The following is a 20,841-nucleotide window of genomic DNA, read 5'->3' as shown; positions in this document are numbered from 1 at the left end:
GCCGCAGGCACGTCCTGCTACCCGGTTCGTAGCCGCCCAGGGCCCAGCGGTTCACGGGCGGGCCGCTCCAGGGTGTGAGCGCGCCCACGGTCCGGCAGGCGCCGGGGACCAGGGCGCCCAGGCCGGGATCGTACGGGGCCAGCAGGTCACGGCGGTGCGGGGCCGCCACAGGGGCCGCCCAGGCCGGGATCGTACACGTCCACCTGGCGCCGCAGAGCTGGCACCACCTGCGCCCTGGAGCAGGTGACTACGTCCAGGGCCCGCCGGTAGACGCCCCGGGCCAGCGCACCCCGGGGCGGGAGGCGGCTACGCGCATGGCGGCCAGGTGGCGCAGCACGAGCTGTCTGCGCCCCGGGGCGGTAGGCGGCTACCCTGGTGACGTGCCCGAGCTCCTGACACCTGTCGTCGACGTCCTGGTCCAGGCGCCCGTCCTGACCGTCTTCCTGGTCATCGGGCTGGGCACCGCGCTGGGCCAGATCCCCTTCGGCCCCATCCGCTTCGGTGCGGCCGGGGCGCTGTTCGTGGGCCTGGCCGTCGGCGCCCTGGACCCCCGGCTCGGCGCGGACCTGGGGCTCCTGCGCAGTCTGGGGCTGGGGCTGTTCTGCTACACGGTGGGCGTCGGGGCAGGCAATACCTTCTTCCGCGACCTGCGCCGCCAGCTGCCCCTCATGAGCCTGTGCGTGGTGGCGCTGGTGGCCGCGGGCCTGGCCGGAGCCGGCTTCTCCCGCCTGACCGGCCTGACCCCGGCCACCGATGCGGGCGCCTACGCCGGGGCCCTGACCTCCCCGGTCCTGGACGCGGCCATTGAGGCGGCCGGCAACCAGGAGCCCGCCGTCGGCTACGCCCTGGCCTACCCGGTGGGGGTGGCGGTGGCGATCCTGGTGGTGGCCGTGGTGGTGGGGCGCTCCTGGCCGGCGCGCCGCGACCCGCGCCCGGCCAGCGCCGACGGCATCACGGCCACGAGCGTGCTGCTGCTGACCCGGGTCAGGCTCGACCAGATGGAGGCCTTCCAGCGGGCGCGTATCCGCATCTCCTACCTGGAGCGCGACGGCGTCACCCGGGTGGCCCACCCCGGTGAGGAGCTGCTGCCCGGGGACAAGGTCGTGGTGGTGGGGGCGCCGCAGGCGGTGGCCGACGCCGTCCAGGAGCTGGGCTCGGGGCTGGACTCCTGCCTGGCCAAGGACCGCACGCAGGTGGACTACCGTCGCCTGACCGTCTCCAGCCTGCGTGTGGCGGGGCGGACCGTGGGCGAGGTGGACATGCCCGGACGCTTCCAGGGGGTCGCCACGCGCGTGCGCCGTGGTGACCTGGACCTGCTGGCCCGTGAGGACCTGGTCCTGGAGCTGGGCGACCGGGTCCTGGCGGTGGTCCCCTCGGACAGGCTGGAGGAGGCCGCCGACTACTTCGGGGACTCGGAGCGCTCCATCGCCCAGATCGACGCCTTCAGCGTGGGCGTGGGGATGGCCCTGGGGGTCCTGGCGGGGCTGGTGCCCGTCCCCCTGCCCGGCGGGATCACGCTACGGCTGGGGGTGGCCGCCGGCCCCCTGGTGGTGGGCATGGTCCTGGGACGGGTGGGGCGCACCGGGCCCTTCGTGTGGGGTCTGCCCCACGCGGCCAACACCACCATCCGGCAGCTGGGGCTGCTGTTCTTCCTGGCCGCCATCGGCCTGGCCAGCGGGCCGGACTTCGCGGCGTCGGCCTTCTCCCTCACCGGGGTGGCGGTGGGTGCGCTGGCGGCCCTCATCGTGGGGGTCAACGCGGTGGTCCTGCTGGCGGGGGCGCGCTGGGCCGGGGTGAGCGCGCCCCGGGCAGCCGGGGGCCTGGCCGGGCTCGTGGGGCAGCCCGCCATCCTGGCCTTCGCCCTGTCCAGGTGCGACGACGAGCGGGTGGAGGCCGGGTACGCCACCCTCTTCGCCCTGGCGATCGTGGTCAAGATCATTATGGTGCAGGTGCTCGTGGCAGTGTAGGCCGGTAACCGCCCCACCCCACACGCCCCCCTGCCCGCGAGAACGGTACTTATTCGCCGCGAGAACGGTACTTATTGCTCGTGAGAACGGACAGCGCCCAGGGCGTCCATCGTACCCGCTGGCACCGGGAGGATCCCTGGCGAGGAAGAGCAGGACGCTGAGCGGGTCGGCCTCGCAAAGGTGCCGGGAGGGCCTCAGGGCCAGCCTACCCGTACCAGCCCCAAACAGGCCCCGCCCCAAGGTGCCGGGAGAACCCCCCGGGGGCCGCCCCGCCGATCCGGCTGGTCACTTTGACCGAAGGTGCCGGGAGAATCCATGCGGTCTATGCGGTTCGTCGCATGAACTCTCGCCCACTACGCACTGCTCGCCACCCCCGGCACCTGGTTCTGTCGCAATCCGAGGATCAGAACGGAGGGCACTTTCAGCCCCATCGGGCTCCAGGCCCCCGACCTGCGCATACACCGGGCCATCCGAGCCCGAGACGGCGTGGGACCGGCCCTGATCCTCAGATTGCGACACGAACCCGGGCACCCGCCGTGAATAAACTCGCCCGGCACCACCACCGCGTCCAGCTAGAGCCCGCACTCCCACCTAAGCGGGCCCGGGGGCACGCTGACGTGGGAGAGCTCCTGAGCCTCCAAAGGCAAGGACGGTAGCCCCTGCATGTCCATGTCGCGCACCCGAGCGCAGCTCGCAACGGTGGCCTTGGACGACGGGACCCGTCAACCCGGGTGCGGTACCGGACCACGCCACTCCCGTCCTAGACGACTGCAGGCCCGTAACACGGACAAGTACCACCTCACTCGACGCTGCCCCTCAACTCTAGGCGCGCCGGGTAGACTGCGATCCAGCTCGCTGGCAGAACGACAACCTTTCCGAGCCCATAGAACTCAATCAGCATAGAACTCAATCGGCAAGGAAACATAGTTCTGCGAGGGGCTCCTTCCACGACCCGTCCATCTCAGGGTCCTGCATCAGGGTTTCACCGACTTTTCCTGATCGCACTTTCCTCTCGATCAGGTCCAGACCTTGCAAGACGCTCATACGCACTGACTACCCAATGCCGCCTACTGTCCTCTTCTCTTAATCCAAGAGCTTTCGCCGCAACACGGGCAGAGAACTTCACCGTACACGGTGAAGCCGTGGCGCGCAGGCACAGCAGAAGATACACCTTGAGCAGGGCCTCGACATCTCTCCCAGTAGTCAGCACCCTGACAACGCGAGGACAAGCTCCCCTAGCTATGCCCTGACGCACAAGCGCACGCGGCGCCTGCACCGCCTCCTTTCGTCTCGACCTACGGGATTGGACCCGTAAGGCCTCAAGTGCATCGGACCTAAGTCCCATATTCCCCACGCCGTCACCTAATCCTTCTCGAAACTTGCCAACGAGTCGAGATGAGGAAGCAGGCGCACTCGTCATGAAGCTATACTGAGTCTTACTCATGATACTTCCAGAACAACCCACCAAGCAGGCCGAGCACACTCACCCCTACTCACACGGGACGGAGGTTAACCGCTTCAGCCCGCACCACCGCAGTGTAGCGCACCCCGTATAGAAAGGTGGACACCATGACCACGACCGAACTTATCTACATCGACGATTCGGGCGCAAAGAGCACAGGTCTTGTCGTATACGGTTGGACCACCGTACCAACCTATCATTGGAACGAGGCCCTCGGCGACCTCCTGGCCCTACGTCAACACCTTGAAGAGGCATATGCGATTCCAAAACGATACGAGCTCCACGCAACTAAGTTTGTCGGCGGCCGAGGCAATCCATCACTCGACGTCTCTTGGAATCGCGTAAAACGCAATCGGCGCCTTGTTGTCGACGAGATGATCGAAGTTATTTCTGGGTCGCCCTGGATGACTATTGGGTCAATAGCCTCAAGCGTGTACGGCACCCGTCGTCACTACCAGCACGAAAAGCTCCGTGCATACGGTGAGCTCATTAACATGCTAGACTCCTGGCTAGACGCTCGAGGCGCAGTAGGCATAATCATTATGGACGGAGACGGCAGCGACCGTAGATACACCACGGCACATCGATCACTGAATCTCAAAACTCGTAACATCATCGAAGATCCATTTTTTATCAATTCGCATACCAGCCAATGGATACAGGTAGCCGACCTCATTGCCTACTCTGCCTACCAATGCGTTCTTCACAGTCCCGCGAAAGAGTTTACCTGGGACTGGTACCCACGACTTAAAGCCCGCGACGCCTACGGCGGAACCGTAATGATCTAAAAAGCTGGACCCGCTTCCCGGCGTGCGCCGGACGGGTCCGCCTCTACATCATAGCAACCTGAAGCCATAAGCACAACCCCCGGACGCACCGGGCCGGGGACGGGGCGCCTCATCCGTCCCACCTGCCCCACCCGCCCCATGTGCCACCAGGTCATCAGGAGCACTACGATGGGAGCACGTACCAGCAAGCCATGTGAGGACGCGCAGTGAGCCAGACCAGCACCGTCACCGCCAGCACGCCGACCAGCACCGACGCCACCACATCCCCGGACCGCGAGGAGCTGACCTGGGAGCTCTTCGGTACCGCCAGCCGGGAGCTCTCCGCCCAGGTCGTGGCCTCGGGCTGGGTCCCGGACCTCATTATCGCCGTCGCCCGCGGAGGCCTCATCCCCGCCGGGGCCATCTCCTACGCCATTGGCGTCAAGGCCATGGGCTCGATGAACGTGGAGTTCTACACGGGGATCGGCGAGACCCTGGCCGAGCCCGTCGTCCTGCCCCCGCTCATGGACGCCTCGGAGCTGCCCGGCAAGAAGGTCCTCGTGGTGGACGACGTGGCCGACTCCGGCAAGACCCTCAGGATGGTCATGGAGCTCCTGCGCCACGAGGGCCTCCAGCTCGGCGGCGCCTCCGTGCCCGTGGAGGCCCGCAGCGCCTGCATCTACCTCAAGCCCCGCTCCGTCCACCGCCCCGACTACGTGTGGCGCGAGACGGACAAGTGGATCAACTTCCCCTGGTCGGTCGCCCCGGTCATTACGCAGGAGAACCTGGCGGTCCTGGGCCTGTGAGCCCGGGCGTACGACGCCCCCAGGGTCCTCACCGTATTCACACACCTGGGATCACTAGGGTGCGCCCATGAGCCCTGACCAGTCACCCACGCGGCCCGAGGCCCCGGAGCCGCTCTCCCGCCTGCGTCGGAGCGCGCGAGGGGCGGCCGTCTTCTTCCTGGCCCTGACCGCGCTGGCGGTGCTGTGGCCCTCGGGCTCCGACATTGCCGACGTCAAGGAGTCGATCGGCCCGTGGTTCCTGGGCGCCGTGGGCAAGGACGTGGCCCTCAACCTCGTCATGCTGGCGCCCTTCACGTTCTGCGCCGTGATCGGCTGGCCGCAAACACCCTGGTGGGTCTGGGCGGTCCTGGGCTGTGAGGTCAGCCTGGCCTCCGAGACCGCCCAGGCGCTCCTGCCCGTGCTGCACCGACGCGCCAAGGTCGCCAATATCCTCCAGAACAGCACCGGGGCCTGGGTCGGGGCAGCCTGCGGCTACGTGGCCGCCCGGTTCGCCCTGCGCCGTGCCGCGCGTCGGCAGGAGGCCCCGCGCGAGCAGGGGTAGTGCCGCGACGTCGGCTGCCCCAGGGCCTTCTGCCGAGGATCTCACGCGAGCGAGGGCAGTCCCGTCAGGCACCCGGGCCGCGGTCAGTGAGGATCTCACGCGAGTAACGGCCCTGGACTGCGCAGGCCGCCGCCGTAAAGGCCCGCAAGCAGGGACAAGAGGACCTCCCGCCGGAGGCCGGTTCGCCGGTGGGGGAGGGCCCGTACCACCCGGCGGACCCGCGGTTGCCGTTGCTCGCGCCACAATGCCAGTGCTTTATACCACCGTTACCCTGTCAGACGGCGCCGCCCGCGCAAGAATGAGTCCATGCCCCTCCCCGTCCGCCCTGCCTGCGCCCCCACCGAGCCGCCGACCCGGAACCGGCCGTCGTCGTGAGAGGAGTCCACGACCCCGACGCCGCCGACCGCCTGCTGAGGTTCTGGTGGACCGTCGAGCTGTTCAACCCGCAGCAGATACCAGCCCTGACGCCGGAGCCCGGCAGCGGGGAGAGGACCATCCTGTGGCGGCCGGGCGACCCCCTGCCATGGACGCAGACGCCCCAGGACCGGCTCCCGGGCGGGCCCCGGGACCACGACGCCCCTGCGCCCAGCGCCCCCTCCCCGGGCGGGCCGCCCCCCGGTGGGCCGGGCGCGCCGGACGCTCCGGTGATCTGGCGCCACGAGGTCTACCTGGGCGTCTACCAGCTGCGGCACACCTACGACTGGATCAGCCACGCCTTCGGTACCGACCCCCGGGCGTACTCCGAGGGCCCCCGCCGCTCCAGCGCCTGCGCCTTTGTGCGCGTTGACGGCTCCGGCCACCTCGAGGTGAACACGGCGGTCCTCTCCTCCGCCCTGTGGGGCGTGGGCCGCATACGCCACGACGGCCCCGACACCAGCCGCTGGGCGTCGGCGTTCCGTGAGGCGTGCAGCGAGTTCGTCGAGACCGTCGCCTCCCTCGCCCTGGGGCGCAGGGACCCGGCCAGCGCCCCCGCCCCCCTGCCGGTGGACGAGTACGCCCTAGCCGACCTCCTGCGGGCGGCGCACACCCACGTCGGGGTCACCGGCCTGCCCGCCCTGGCCACCAACGACGTCCTGATCCGGTCGGTCGCGACCCGGCCGGCCCCGGAGGCCCGACCGCTCCCGGCCGCCTACCCGCCGACGTCCGCCGCCTCTACGCCCTCGGCCTCCCCCGCGCTGGCGCCCCCGCCCCCACCCACCGCCACGGAGGTCGCTGGCTCGGACCGCCTCAACAGCCTGTTCCTGACCGGCCTGGAACGGGTCCGTCAGGGCACCGTGCGCGGCGACGTCGGCCCCGCCCTGGCCCTGTACCTCACGCCCGACGACGTCCTGGACACCACCCGCCGCTGCGACCTGGCCGCCCACCCCGAGGTCGTCACCTCCTGGGTGGCCCCGCACTACGTCCCACCGGGCCGGTGGCCCGCCGACCCGGAGCGCCCCCTGGCCCGCGGCCAGCAGCTCGCCGTCAACCGCGCCCTCGCCCAGCTCGCCGACGCCCCCGGGCTGCTGGCGGTCAACGCCCCGCCAGGGACGGGGCGGACCGCCGTGCTGCGCGACATCCTGGCGGCGAACGTGGTGGAGCGCGCCCGCCGACTGGCCACGCTGGCCAGCCCCCGGGACGCCTTTGACGGCTCGGTGCTCTCCTGGAGGACCACCGACGGCGTCAACGTGCGCCGGGTCCACCCGCTTATCCCCGAGGTCACCGGCTTCGAGATGCTCCTGGCCGCCGCCGACCTGGACACCGTCGACCGCCTGAGCGCCGGCATCCCGGACCGCCGGGGGCTGGCGGCCCGGTGGAGGGGGCGGGCGGGCTACTTCGCCCCGCTGGCCGGGGCGCTCAGTGCGGCCGCCCGCACCGCCAGCTCCCCCGCTCCCGGCACCCAGGTCTCCGCCCCCGGCGCCCAGGACCCCGCCGCGTCCCCGGGCGCGGCGAAGCCCCCCGGCCAGCAGGTGCCCCAGGGCGCCCAGGCGGGCACGCCCCCCCAGGGGGAGCCGTGGGTCCTGGCGGCGGCGCACCTGGGCAGCCGCCAGCACCGGCTCGCCTTCCGCTCGACCTTCTGGTCCGGCCGCCAGCCCCGGACGGACGGCCCGGACCAGCCCACCACTAACACCCCCGCCCAGGGTGAGCCCGCCGCCCAGGTGGCGGGGATGCAGGAGACCCTGAGGGCGTGGGCCAGCGGCGAGGCCAAGGTCGTCTCCTGGAGCCAGGCCACCGCCAGGTTCAACCAGGCCTACCAGCAGGTCGAGCGCCTCCTCCAGGCGCGGCGGGAGGCGGCCGAGCGCCTGGAGCGCACCGCGACACTGGCCGCTGAGGAGGAGCGGCTCCAGGAGCGGATCGTGCAGGCGGAGGCGGAGATCCGCCCGCTGCGCCTGAAGGAGGCGCAGGCCGAGCGCGTCGCCCAGGTGCGCGCCGACATCCTGGCCCAGGTCGCCGCGGAGCACCGTGAGTACCTGGAGAGGCGTCCCCGCTTCCTGGCGACCGCGCTCAAGGGGAGCGCCGCGCTGCGGGCGTGGCGTGAGGGCGAGTACGACCTGGAGCAGAGGCTCTCCCAGGCCACCGAGGCCAACGCCGAGGCCCAGGTCGCCCACACCCAGGCCGCCGCCGCCGCGACCTCCGCGCAGAACCGCCTCTCCCAGCTCACCTCGACCCTGCGCGCGGCCGGGGCGGAGCAGCACACGCTGCGCAGGCTGCGTGCCCGCGACGCCGGGGCCCTGGGCGAGAGCTACCCGCCCCCCGACGACGACCCCTCCCGGCGTGAGGCGCGCGAGAGACGCACCCCGTGGCTCACCCCCTCCCTGGACACGGCCCGCACCGAGCTCTTCCTGGCCGCCCTGCACCTGCACCGGGCCTTCCTGTCCAACACCGCCTCCATTATGCTCCGCAGTCTGCGGGGCACCATGGACGTCATGACCGGCAAGGCCCCCTCGGACCTGGAGCCTCGCACCGTGCAGGCCGCGTGGCAGACGCTGTTCCTGGTCGTGCCCCTGGTGTGCACCACCTTCGCCGCCGCCGACCGCATGCTCCGCGGACTGCCCCGGGAGGGGCTGGGCTGGCTGCTGGTGGACGACGCTGGGCGGGCCGCCCCCCAGCAGACGGTCCCGGTGCTGTGGCACGCGCGCAGCGCCGTCGTCCTGGGTGACCCCTTCCAGACCCGGCCCGCACCGGCCCTGCCGCCCGCCGCCGCGGAGGGGATCGCCGTCGGCTACGAGGTGTCCGCGACGTGGATCCCGCCCCGGGCCTCGGTCCAGACCCTCGCCGACCGTGTCTGCGAGCTGGGGACGAGCCTGGGGCGCAAGGACCAGCCCGTGTGGGTCGGCACGCCGCTGCGGGTGCGCTACCGCTGTGACGAGCCCATGCTCAGCCTCTCCAACGAGCTCGCCTACCACGGCCTCATGGTCCCGGGGGCGCGCCAGGACCCTCCCGACCCCCACGACGTGTTCTCACTCCCCGCCTCCGCCGAGACCAGGGTGGTGGAGAGCTTCTGGGCCGACTCCCCCGCCACCACCGCGGGGACCCACGTCCAGCCCGACGAGGTCGTGCGCGCCCGCAAGGTGCTGGACTACCTGGGTGCGCGCGGCGTGCCCATGACCCAGGTCATGGCGCTGTCCCCCTTCCAGGAGGTCGCCGAGGTGCTGGCGGACCTGGGGCGGGACTACCCGGGGCTGGGCGGCGGCACCATTGACGACGCCCCGGGCGGACGGGCCGACGTCGTCCTGCTGGTCCTGGGCGGGGACCCCCTGCGCCCAGGCGCCAAGACGTGGGCGTCGGGGGACGTCAAGGCGGCCAACACGGTGCTCAGCCGCGCCCGACGTCGGATCTACGTGTTCGGCGACTACGCGAGCTGGAGCACCTACCCCTACTTCCGGGACATTGCCGCGGCGCTCAGGCGGGTCCGGTAGGGCGGGTCCGGCAGGTCAGGGCGGATCCGGTAGGGCGGGTCCGGCGGGGTCCGGTAGGGCGGGTCCGGCAAGGTATGCGCGTCAAGGCACGTACGACGTCGGGGACGTACCTTGGTCATGGAAAACGTACCTTAGTCATGGGGGACGTATCTTTAAGGTACGTCCCCGGCACCTTCCAGGCAGCCGGTCGCCGGGCGCGGGGCGGGCAGGACGTCCCGGACGCACACCAACCGGGCAGCCAGTCGGCCCACCTGACGGCGCCGGTCGTGGGACAATGGGGTCATGCTCTTTCCCTACGCCCCCACCGCCGAGCCACTGACCCGACTGGCCGACGGCACCGTCAAACAGATCAGCCCCTTCACCGGCACGGAGGTGTGGACCGTGCCCGGCCGCGGCAACCGCCCCATCGCCCACGCCCCCACGCTGGTCAGCCCCATTACGGCCGAGGACCGCAGCCACGCCTGCGCCTTCTGCTCGGCACGCTACCTGGAGACGCCCCCGGAGAAGTCGCGCATTGTGCGCACGGCGCCCGGCGCGGGACCAGGCGGCACCAGGCAAGGGCCCGGGGGAAGCGCCACGGGCGGCACCGCAGGAAGCGGCACAGGTGGTGCCGCAGGTGACGCCGCCCCCGCCTTTGAGCGCATTGACGCCCTGCCCGCCTCGGCCTTGTTCGACACGGTGGCCGAGTTCCGGCGCATCCCCAACCTCTTTGAGATCCTCTCCTTCGACTACTGGCACACCAACCACGGCTACGAGGTGCCCGACACCGCCCGCGAGCGCATGGAGGCCTACCTGGCCGACCCGGCCGGGGCGGCGCACGTGGCGGCGGTCGCCCGCGCCAAGCTGCGCGCCAGCGGGCAGGACCCGGCCCGCTGGGAGGCCATGGACGACGCCGCGCGCCGCGTCTACCTGGCGCCCTTCTTCGCGGGCGGGCACGACGTCATCGTCGCCCGGCGGCACTTCACCGACGCGGCCACCGACACCTCGGGCCGGGCGGGGTCGGGGACCCTGAGCGTGGCCGAGCACCGGGTGTACACGCACCTGGCCGTGGCCTCCATGCACGACCTCTACCGGGCGAACCGGTGGGTGCGCTACGTGGCGGTCTTCCAGAACTGGCTGCGGCCCGCCGGGGCGAGCTTCGACCACCTGCACAAGCAGCTGGTGGGGATTGACGAGCGCGGGGTGACCAGTGAGCTGGAGCTGCAGAAGGTGCGGGCCAACCCCAACCTGTACAACGAGATGGGGGTGGACTACGCCGCCTACCAGGGGCTGCTGGTGGCCAGCAACGAGCACGCGGTGGCCTTCGCCGGGTTCGGGCACCGCTACCCCACGCTGGAGGTCTACTCCACCTCGGCCACGCCCGAGCCCTGGCTCATGGGCCGTGAGGAGGTCGACGCCGTCTCCGACCTCATCCACGCCCTGCACGCGGCCACGGGGGCGGACGTGCCCAGCAACGAGGAGTGGCACCACCGTCCCCTGGGCGTGGACCAGCCCATGCCCTGGCACGTGACGCTCAAGTGGCGGGTCTCCACCCTGGCCGGGTTCGAGGGGGGTACCAAGATCTACCTCAACACGATCGACCCCTGGGTCCTGCGGGACCGGGTGGTGGGGCGGCTGGAGGACCTGCGGGCGGACCGGCTGGTGGCGCCCATGGCCGTGGGCGAGGAGTGCCCGACGACGCCCAACCGCCTCCGCTACAACCCGGTGCTGGGACGGTGAGGATGTGCCAGTGGCGCAAGCCCGCACCAGGGCAGGGCACCTGGCAGAAGCCACGTAGTAGAGTCCACCCGTGTCACGTACTGTCATTATCGGCGGCCACGGCAAGGTCGCCCTCCTGACCGCCCCGTTGCTCGTGGCTGCCGGCCACGACGTCGTCTCCGTCATCCGCGACCCCGCCCAGGCCGACGACGTCGCCGCCACCGGCGCCACTCCCCTGGTCCTGTCCGTGGAGGACGCCGGCGTGGGGGAGCTCGCCCGGGCCCTGGCCGGGGCCGACGCCGTCGTCTGGTCCGCCGGGGCTGGCGGCAAGGGCGGCCCGCAGCGCACCGACGCCGTGGACCGGGCGGCCGCGATCCGCTCCATGGAGGCGGCGGCCGCGGCCGGGGTGCGCCGCTACGTCATGGTCTCCTTCCTCACCGCCTACGGTGAGGTGGCCGACGACCACCCGCTGCGCGCCTACGCCATCGCCAAGATCGCCGCGGACCGTCACCTGCAGTCCACCGGCCTGGACTGGACGATCCTGGGCCCCGGCTGGCTCACACTGGATGCGCCCACCGGCGCCATTACCGTGGGACGCCTCGAGGCCGGGGCACCCACCTCCGAGGCCCCGACCTCCCGCGGCAACGTCGCCCGCGTCATCGCGGCCGTGCTCGCCGAGCCCGCCAGTATCGGCAGGGTCATCCCCTTCCGCGACGGCGACACCCCCATCGCCCAGGCGGTCGCCGACGTGCCGCTGGCCTACGCCGACCTGTCCTGAGCGCCGCCCGCCCGCGGACGAACGGGCGGCGGGTGAGGGGGACGGACAAGACCGGGTACGGCACCCCTCCCCAGCTGGCACGCGGCCGGAAGGCGGGTCAGACTACTAGGGTGAATGGAGCCGTCTGCCGTCAGTCCCGCCCTCACGTGCACACCCCTGGCGTCGACCCGAGCACGGTACCGCGGCCGGGAGCGCGCCGTCCGGCTGCCCCGCGCACCCACGCCACCCAGCGCACCCCTGGCCCCGCCTCTTCGTCCGTGAGGAGCACACCATGACCTTCACCTACACCACCACCTACACCCTGGACGCCATGGCCCTGCCGCCTGTGACCGGCAGCCAGGAGCAGCGCGCCTACTGGGTGGCCCCCACCCTGCTGGCCTGGCCGCTGTCCCTGCTGCCCAAGGGGATGAACCGTGAGAGCGTCGTGTCCGGCTCGGGTGAGCCCGTGGCCGGCACCGGCCTGTCCCTGCACCTGGTCACCGCCCCCCGGGGCGGCGCCGCAGCCGTCCACGGCCGGATCCTGGGCGCCGACTCCCTGCCCGCCCCCACCATTACGCCACTGCGCGTGGTCGGCAACCTGCCCCAGGACGTGCGGGCCGCCCACCCCCACCTGGAGGGGTACATCGCCCTGAGCGCCACCGGCGCCGACGGCACCCCCCTGCTCGACGTCGACGCTGTCAAGGCGGCCCTGACCGGCCAGGTCACCATTGTCCAGTACACGGACACCGAGGCCGAGGGCACCGGGGGGAACCTGGACGCCTTCACCGGGGTGCAGACCGCCATCGTCCTGGACCACCTCTACGCCCGGTCCGCCGCCGAGGCCGAGCTGGGCGTCGTCTTCCACCACGTCCGCGACGCCAACGTCACCACCGACGGGACCACCACCAACGGAGCCGCCACCGGCAGTACGGGTACCGGTGCCACCACTCTTGCCACCGCCAGCACGGGTATCGGTACCAGCGAGACCACCACCGACGGCACCACCGGCACCACCGACCCCGCCACCAGCGAGACCACCACCAGCGAGACCACCACCAATGGCACAGCTCCTACCAGTACCGGTGCCCGCCCCTCCTTCGCCCTGTGGGCACCCACCGCCCGGACCGTCACCCTGCTGACCTGGGAGACCGGGGACCCGCTGGGGTCCGTGCCCGAGGTGCCCGGCCCGCCCGTACGCACGCCCGCCGTGCGCGGCGAGGACGGGCGCTGGTGCGTGCCCAACGCGGAGGGGGCCATTGGCGTCGGCTGCCAGTACCTGTGGGAGGTGGAGGTCTACGTGCCCTCCACCCGGACGGTGGAGACCAACCTCGTCACCGACCCCTACTCGGTGGCGCTGACCCTGGACTCCACCCGCTCGGTCGCCGTGGACCTGGCCGACGGGCGCCTGGCGCCCCCCCAGTGGGCCACCACCCCCGCCCCGAGGCTGCGCAATGACTCGGCCCGCAGCATCTACGAGCTGCACGTGCGGGACTTCTCCGCCGCCGACCCCACCGTCCCGCCCGACCTGCGCGGCACCTACCTGGCCTTCACGGTGGAGGACTCGGCCGGGGTCCGTCACCTGGCGGACCTGGCCGAGGCCGGCATGAACACCGTCCACCTGCTGCCCACCTTCGACATCGCCACCATCCCCGAGGACCGCTCCGCCCAGCGGGCCCCCAGCATCCCCGCGGGCGCTGGCCCGGCCTCCACCGAGCAGCAGGCGGCCATCGCGGCCGTGGCGGACAACGACGCCTACAACTGGGGCTACGACCCCTACCACTGGGGGGTACCGGAGGGCTCCTACGCCACCGAGGGCCACCAGGACGGCGGGGCGCGGGTGGTGGAGTTCCGCCAGATGGTCGGCGCCCTGCACGCCCTGGGCTACCAGGTGGTGCTCGACCAGGTCTACAACCACATGGCGGCCTGCGGGCAGGACCCGTTCAGCGTCCTGGACAAGGTGGTACCCGGCTACTACCACCGCCTGGACGCCGTGGGGACCGTGACGGCCTCGGCCTGCTGCGCCAACACCGCTACCGAGAACGCCATGTGCGAGCGCCTCATGATCGACTCGGTGGTGCGCTGGGCCCGGTGGTACCGGGTGGACGGGTTCCGCTTCGACCTCATGGGTCACCACCCGCGCGCCACTATGGAGCGCCTGCGCGCCGCCCTGGACCGTCTCACCCCACAGGCCGACGGCGTGGACGGGGCCGGGCTGTACCTGTACGGGGAGGGCTGGAACTTCGGGGAGGTGGCCAACAACGCCCTGTTCACCCAGGCCACCCAGGGCCAGCTGGACGGCACCGGGATCGGCACGTTCAACGACCGCCTGCGCGACGCCGTCCACGGCGGGAGCCCCTTCGACCCCGACCACCGCACCTACCAGGGCTTCGGCACGGGCCTGCTGACCCAGTCCAACGGGCTCGACCCGCGCGGCTGGAACGATCAGGCCGCGGACCTGGGCCACCGCACCGACCTGGTGAGGCTGGGGCTGGCGGGCAACCTGAGGGACTACGTCATGACGCTCTCGGACGGCTCGGTGCGACGGGGCGCGGACCTCCTCCACAACGGCTCCCCGGCCGCCTACGCCTCCGCCCCGCAGGAGAACGTCAACTACGTGGACGCCCACGACAACGAGACCCTCTACGACCTGCTGGCCTACAAGCTGCCGCGGGGTATGACGCCGGCGGAGCGGGTGCGGATGAACACCGTGTGCCTGGCCACGGTGGCGCTGGGGCAGTCGCCGGCCTTCTGGTGCGCGGGCACCGAGCTGCTGCGCAGCAAGTCCCTGGACCGGGACTCCTTCAACTCCGGGGACTGGTTCAACGCCATCGACTTCTCGGGGCAGTCCAACGGGTTCGGCCGGGGGCTGCCGCCGGCGTCGCGCAACGAGGGCGCCTGGCCCATCCAGGGGCCGCTGCTGGCGGACGCCTGGCTGCGGCCCACGTCCGAGCAGATCGCGGCGGCCCGCGCCCAGGCCCTGGACCTGCTGCGGCTGCGCTCCTCCACGCCCTTGTTCGCCCTGGGTGACGCAGCCCTCATCCGGGACAAGCTGCGTTTCCCGGGCGCGGGATTCGGGGCGCCGCCGGGGGCCATCGCCATGCTCATTGACGACACCGTCGGGCGGGACGTGGACCCGGGGCTCGACGCCGTGCTGGTGGTCTTCAACGCCTCCGGTCACACGCTCACCTGGCCCCTGGGCGAGCTGGTGGGCCGGGGCCTCCACCTGTCCCCCGTCCAGGCAGGGGGGGCCGACGACGTCGTGCGCCGCACCGGCTTTGACCGGTCCACCGGGACGGTGAGCGTGCCAGCGCGCACGGTCTCGGTCCTGGTCCAGGACCAGTAGGGCGGGGGTCGGGGAGACATCGGGCATTACGCGCCCGGCGGCCCCGCGACTCCCCGGCCGCCACGCGACCCTCCGGCAACCGCCCCCCGGCTCCGGCCGCCACGCCGCGACCCCGCGGGCCCGGGTCGAGGCCCTAGACCGCCCTCTTGGCGCCCCTGGTGCCGAGCGCCATGACGGCGGCCACCAGGGCGCCCCCGCCGCAGATCGCGAAGATCCACCGGTAGGCGGCGAGCGCGGGCAGGGTCGCGGAGCCCACCGTGGTCACCAGGGTGGCCAGGATCGAGCCGCACAGCGCCGTCACCACCGAGATCCCCAGGGAGCGGGCCAGGGCGTTGAGGCCGTTGGCCGCCGCGTTCTGCTCGCGCGGCGCGTTCGCGTTGATCACGGCCGGCAGGGCGGCGAAGCACAGGCCGACGCCGGCACCCACCACGGTCGTGCCCGCCGTGACCCAGGCGAGCGTGGAGGTGAGCACAATGCGCATCCCCCAGCCGAGGGCGGTGACCAGCGAGCCCACGGCGAGCGTGCCGCCGGCACCAATGCGGGCGATCATCCGCGCCGCGACGGGGGCGCAGACCAGCATGGCCAGGCCGGCGGGGAGCAGGGTCAGCCCGGCGAGGGCCACCGAGCCCCCGAACCCGTAGCCCGTGGCGGCGGGGGCCTGGACGTAGGAGGACGTGCCCAGGATCGAGCCGAACATGGAGAAGCCGATGAGCACGGAGGCCAGGTCGGCCAGCAGGATCGGGCGGCGCACCAGGGTCGTGACGTCCACCAGCGGCTCATCGGTGCGCAGCTGCGCCCACCCGAACGCGGCCCCCAGCACGACCGACAGCACCAGGAGCCCCAGCGTGAACGGGCTGCTCCACCCCCACACGCCGGCCTCCGACAGCGGGACGAGCAGGGCCAGGAGCGTCAGGGAGAGCAGGACCGCGCCGCGCACGTCCAGGTGCCCGGACGCCTGGGCCGGCGCCTCCCGGACCCCGGCCAGGATGCCGAGGAAGGCCGTCAGGGCCACCACGAAGGTGATCCAGAACAGCACGTGGTAGTCCACGTACTGGCAGATGACACCGGCCATGGGCAGGCCCAGCGCCCCGCCGACGCCGAGCATGCCGCTAATGAGCGCGACACCCGAGGCCTGCCGCTCGGCCGGGACGACGGCGGCGACGAGCGAGATCCCCAGGGGCACCGTACCCGCGGCCAGTCCCTGGACGGTCCGCCCGACAATGAGCCAGCCGATGCTGCTGCTCATCGCGGTAATGAGGGAGCCGACCACCATGGTCGCCAGACTCACGAGCAGCATGCGCCGCTTGCCGTACAGGTCCCCCAGCCGGCCGAACAGCGGCACGGCGACGGCCCCGGCGAGCACGGTGGAGGTGACGAGCCACTGCGTCGTACTGGCACTGGTGCCCAGCAGGGCCGGGAGCGTGGGCAGCACGGGCACGAACAACGACTGGGCCAGCGCCGAGACCAGGGCCCCGGCGGCCACCAGCCCCACGACGCGCCCGGGGTGACGGTCCGGGGGCGCACCCGCGCTCCCGTGCGTGCCTCGTCCTGACTCCTTGAGCATCTGTCTCGACAACATGTTTACAAATGTAAAGTACTTGACGAACGTAAATCAACGTGCCAGTCTGTGGCAGTGGACACGACCGAGCGCGTCGCGCAATCCAGACGAGCCCTGACCAGTGCCGTCATCGACCTGCTGCGTACCAGCCCGGACGGGCGCATCACCATTACCGAGGTGTGTAGACGGGCCAATGTGACTAGGCCCACCTTCTACCAGCACTACGCCTCCCTGGACGACCTCGTCGGCCGGGCCGTCGCCGAACGGCTGCGGGAGCACCAGCAGGCGGCCCTCGCCCTTGACGCCGACGCCCCCGACGCCGACCTCCAGGTCTCGTTCGGCCGGTTCCTCGACCGCATCTGGGGCGACCGCAACCTCGTGCGCGCCCTGCGCAACACGGGCGCCGCCCCGGCGATCACGCACCATGCGTCCGTCGACGTGCTGGCGGAGCGGATCCTCGCCCGGCTGCCCGGACCTCATGCGGCGCAGACCCGGCTGCGCGCCCGCTTCGCCGCCGCGGGCATTACCGAGCTGCTCGCCGACTGGCTGGACTCCGAGGACCCCGCCCGGGTGCGCGACACCTACGCCCGGCTCCTGCGCGACCTCACGGCCGCGGTCGTGAGCCCGGCCGAGTAGCCCGGCAGCAGCCCGACTGGGTAGCCCGGCAGCAGCCCGACTGGGTAGCCCAGCAGTAGCCCGACCGGTACAGCACGCGAGCACCACAGCTCCCGACTGGCAGCGCATGACGACAGACCCCGCCCGGGCCGGGTCGCCTGAGGCGCGTAGGGGCCAACCCGTCCCGGCCTGCCGGTCGCAGCAGGGTCACGCGGGTTCCCGTCCCGGCCTGCGCGCCGACCCGCCTCTCGCGCCCACGGCCTGACGGACAGACCGACAGAGGATATCGACCTGTTCGTGGACTCGCTGATCGGTATAGTGCAAGTGGAGTGAGACTGATTGCGGGAGCAGGAGGTCCCCTGGTGCTCGGTCCCCTGGCCTGGGCGTCGAACAGACTGGTTGCAGGAAGCCAGGTGACCGCGGTGCCCGCAGGCCCGGGTGGCACCCGATATCGATACCCGGAAAGGGTGTCTGTGGTGTCTTCTGGCGTGGATCCAGGTGGTGGGGGCGTCTGTCGTGGCCTCTCGACACGCACCCGAATAGTTTTATCCAGTTTTCTGGATAGTCTGCCGCCTGTCCGCTAACCCGTTTCCGTGTGCGTGTCGCAATCTGAGGATCAGAACGATGGGCACTCTCTGCCGCGTTGAGACCTAGGCCTCTGACCTGCGCAGACATTGGGTGTACAAAGGTGAGAACGGGGTGGGGTCGGCTCTGATCCTCAGATTGCGACAGAATCGGACGCCCGACCCCACCAGGCCCGTGCATAGTCTCCGGAGGTCCGGGTGGACCGGTTCGTGAATTCATATCGGCCTACCTGGGCGCCGGTGCCGCTGGCCCGAGGCTCTTATTTATGACGGCACACCTTCACTGCATTTTAAATTTCGATCTGGACTGCAGACACGGGGATCTCAAGCTGCGTCGCGATCGGGGTATACAGGTCCACATCCTGTGCACGAGTCCTCAGGGAGATCAGGAGTGCATACCTCACGGGCAGGTCCCGTCTGTCCTGACGACGATTGTTTTTCCACCATCCTCCAACGGGATAGACCGCCACGTGGTCACACGTAGCAAGCTCAGCCCCCGCGCCTGTCCACTGGTCCTGATGGAGGGAGCCACAGTTCCGCGCCTCCTCGCCAAGGAGCCAGCGCCGCGAGCAATGCGGCCTCACAAAATCCGCTCCGCCCTTCTCGTTTTGTGCTTGTCGATTAATTCTTGCAAGAAACTCTTCTGAATTCTCAGTAGGCCCTTGAAGATCAAAACGCAACCCGTGAGATCGGTAGGTGTACCTTCCCTTCCAGCCGCGCCGCGTGGCAGAGGGTTCGATGAAGTAGGAGAGCGTGATACGCAGGCACACATCATTTGCCCCGAGATCTTGAAGCACCTCTCGTGGCCAGGGAAGGGCATGCAGGCGAAGCTCTCGCATCGTCCAGTCCTCATCGAAGGGGTTGAACTCGCCCTGAACTATCATGGTGACCGCATCAGAGGAAGAGTGGAGTACAGAATCTTCAGTGGGAACGCCCCAGCCGTACCGACGGAGCAGTTGCACCACTTTCCGCTTCTTTCGGCCGCAAGCATCAATTCGATCCTGCATCGCCTTGGTCCACTGAGCCTCGTGAACAAGAAGACCTCGAACTGTCTCGGGCCAGTATGAGGGGTATCGGTCCATGACGAGAGCAGCAAGACGAGCCGCCTGGGCAGTCGCAGCGCTCGTTGCATTGGCAGAGGTAAGCGCGACATCACTATTAATGCCTGTTGAGCGCAGAGACAGAAGAGGGTGACTGTCCTCGATTGGACCCTTGCCGTCAGTGAGTGCGTTACCTCCCTCCATGCAGATCTCCGGCTTTATCGGCCAGGAGCTGGTCCCAAAGAGCATGGAGGTACGGCTATGCGGGGAGAGGTCACCGCGGACAGCAAGAGGTCGGTAGCCTCGGTATGTAGGATCAGCTGGCGACCAATCCATATCAGTATAGGCGCCAACTGTCAAGGCGTTCCAAGACTGACCAGGGTCTTCGATACACGAAATGTCTGAGTTGGCTAGATAGTCATCCACGTAGTTACCGACGTTCGCAGCAGAAATGACAATGAGACGGGAGACGTCAGCATCTGGTTCTGAGATAAGACTTACTGTGTCGTCATCGACGACGATATCTGTGCCCGCAGCAAGGGCATCTATGGCGGCCGACCACAGTGTCGGCTGACCCGGATCCGCATCAGACTCAGCGCTGACCGGCATGCAGTACACACGTTGTCGTAGCATCACAGTCTCCGGCAAAGATACTGCCTGGATGGTAGTGCTTGCGTTATCTCGAGGAGTGCTCGGCTGAGAAGTCGACCGTTTTCTCCCGTCCAGAATTCGCACCGATTCCAAACGATGTCGTAGATCTACCTGTTGGGTTCCTGTCAGGAGTGCATCCAAGTGGTCGCCGTAGAGCGCAATACCAGCCATAGACGTACCATGGCCTGCACGATCGATCCCGTCAGAGAAATTTCCAAGACTGTATAGATCAGAGCTCGCCACCGAACCGGAAAGGAGCCGATGCTCGCGAAATATACCGGTGTCAAGGTGGCAGACTACAGGCGCATCCGCAAGGGCTGGGCGCACTCGGCTCGCTAGATCGAGAACGTACTCCATTTTTTCGTCGTCACTGAGATCCTCAATAGTGTCAAGCATAAACGACGGCTTGCGGATCTCGGTGAGCGGCAGATCCGTAACCAATAGCGATTCGAGCTGCTTCCACGTGGCACGGACATAGGTAATACGAGAGGTACCGATCTGCGTTTGCCTATCGAGCCTCTCCAGGCGATAGGCTTTCAAAACCTTGTCAAGAAGATCTGGCTTCCCTCTTCCGATGTCGAGCCAGAGCTCCCACCAAGTGGACTTGTCACGTTCAGGGTCACCCCCGGAGGTCCACAGATCCTTCAAAAAAACATCTCGGATTCGTGAAATATTAGCGACAAGGGCATTGTTGCACGGTTTACCTGTTTTCGCTCGCTCTTTATTGAGATAGTCTTCAAAGAGCTTGAGAAATCTTGACCGAAATTTATCAGCCACCCAGATGGTGGCGGTCTCTGGATGCTCGTCTGTCGCGGGACGGGCAGACAGAAGAAGCCACTGAGGCACCCTCAGGGCATGCCTACCTCTTGCCGTTCTTGTTAAAGAATTAAGTCGGAGGTTGAAACCAGCACCCCAACCTTCAAGGACCAGGATTACGCCATTAGCGCGTAGAGACTCATCCAAGCATGCCTGACTGCGGACGGTATCTGCGGCCGCAAAGACTGTTTTTGCTTCTCCTAAAAGACGATTGCCATGCGGGTACCGGCACACTGGTCTGACGCTTTGAGTTCCTCCTCCGTGTCTGGCAAAGCCCTTTCGATCAACACGGTTCTGTACGTAAAGATGTTCAAGGTCGTCGTGCCTCAGCATACTG

At 69.5% G+C, this 20,841-nt stretch carries 11 protein-coding genes; 9 read left to right on the top strand and 2 right to left on the bottom strand.

Features of this window, described 5'->3' with window-relative positions:
• Positions 1–380 precede the first annotated feature (380 nt).
• From C3V41_RS10035 to pulA, 8 genes are all read left to right on the top strand, one after another.
• Entirely contained in the window at positions 381–1,967 is a 1,587-nt protein-coding gene (locus C3V41_RS10035; protein ID WP_106110800.1) for an aspartate:alanine exchanger family transporter, read from the top strand.
• Between the two features lie 1,569 nt (positions 1,968–3,536).
• A complete protein-coding gene (locus tag C3V41_RS10030; RefSeq protein ID WP_106110130.1) occupies positions 3,537–4,217 on the top strand; it encodes a DUF3800 domain-containing protein in 681 nt (226 codons plus the stop codon).
• A gap of 206 nt (positions 4,218–4,423) precedes the next feature.
• Positions 4,424–5,002: a phosphoribosyltransferase gene (locus C3V41_RS10025; protein WP_106110129.1), complete on the top strand. Its 579-nt coding sequence runs from the start codon at positions 4,424–4,426 to the stop codon at positions 5,000–5,002.
• A 67-nt stretch (positions 5,003–5,069) separates the two neighbouring features.
• A complete protein-coding gene (locus C3V41_RS10020) occupies positions 5,070–5,543 on the top strand; it encodes a VanZ family protein (protein WP_106110128.1) in 474 nt (157 codons plus the stop codon).
• Positions 5,544–5,914: 371 nt separating this feature from the next.
• Positions 5,915–9,442 (top strand): DEAD/DEAH box helicase, encoded by a 3,528-nt coding sequence (locus tag C3V41_RS12900; protein WP_129591554.1) that lies wholly within the window; start codon positions 5,915–5,917, stop codon positions 9,440–9,442.
• A 282-nt stretch (positions 9,443–9,724) separates the two neighbouring features.
• Positions 9,725–11,161 (top strand): DUF4921 family protein, encoded by a 1,437-nt coding sequence (locus tag C3V41_RS10010; RefSeq protein ID WP_106110127.1) that lies wholly within the window; start codon positions 9,725–9,727, stop codon positions 11,159–11,161.
• A 70-nt stretch (positions 11,162–11,231) separates the two neighbouring features.
• Positions 11,232–11,918, top strand: coding sequence for an SDR family oxidoreductase (locus tag C3V41_RS10005; protein ID WP_106110126.1), 687 nt, complete (start codon positions 11,232–11,234; stop codon positions 11,916–11,918).
• Between the two features lie 271 nt (positions 11,919–12,189).
• Positions 12,190–15,240, top strand: coding sequence for a pullulanase-type alpha-1,6-glucosidase (gene pulA / locus C3V41_RS09995; RefSeq protein ID WP_254423569.1), 3,051 nt, complete (start codon positions 12,190–12,192; stop codon positions 15,238–15,240).
• Between the two features lie 133 nt (positions 15,241–15,373).
• On the opposite strand, the gene C3V41_RS09990 is transcribed toward pulA, so the two are convergent.
• Positions 15,374–16,819, bottom strand: a complete 1,446-nt coding sequence (locus C3V41_RS09990; protein WP_106110125.1) for an MFS transporter — start codon at positions 16,817–16,819, stop codon at positions 15,374–15,376.
• A 54-nt stretch (positions 16,820–16,873) separates the two neighbouring features.
• Here C3V41_RS09990 and C3V41_RS09985 point away from each other — a divergent pair, with 54 nt between their 5' ends.
• On the top strand, positions 16,874–17,434 hold the full coding sequence (locus C3V41_RS09985; RefSeq protein WP_106110124.1) for a TetR/AcrR family transcriptional regulator: 561 nt from the start codon (positions 16,874–16,876) through the stop codon (positions 17,432–17,434).
• 853 nt (positions 17,435–18,287) lie between these two features.
• On the opposite strand, the gene C3V41_RS09980 is transcribed toward C3V41_RS09985, so the two are convergent.
• Complete coding sequence (locus C3V41_RS09980) at positions 18,288–20,837, bottom strand: S8 family peptidase (RefSeq protein ID WP_106110799.1); 2,550 nt, start codon at positions 20,835–20,837, stop codon at positions 18,288–18,290.
• Positions 20,838–20,841 lie beyond the last annotated feature (4 nt).

This window comes from Actinomyces sp. oral taxon 897 (assembly GCF_002999235.1).
In the GTDB taxonomy this organism is placed as follows: Bacteria; Actinomycetota; Actinomycetes; order Actinomycetales; family Actinomycetaceae; genus Actinomyces.
This window is presented reverse-complemented; position numbering and strand designations above follow the sequence as displayed.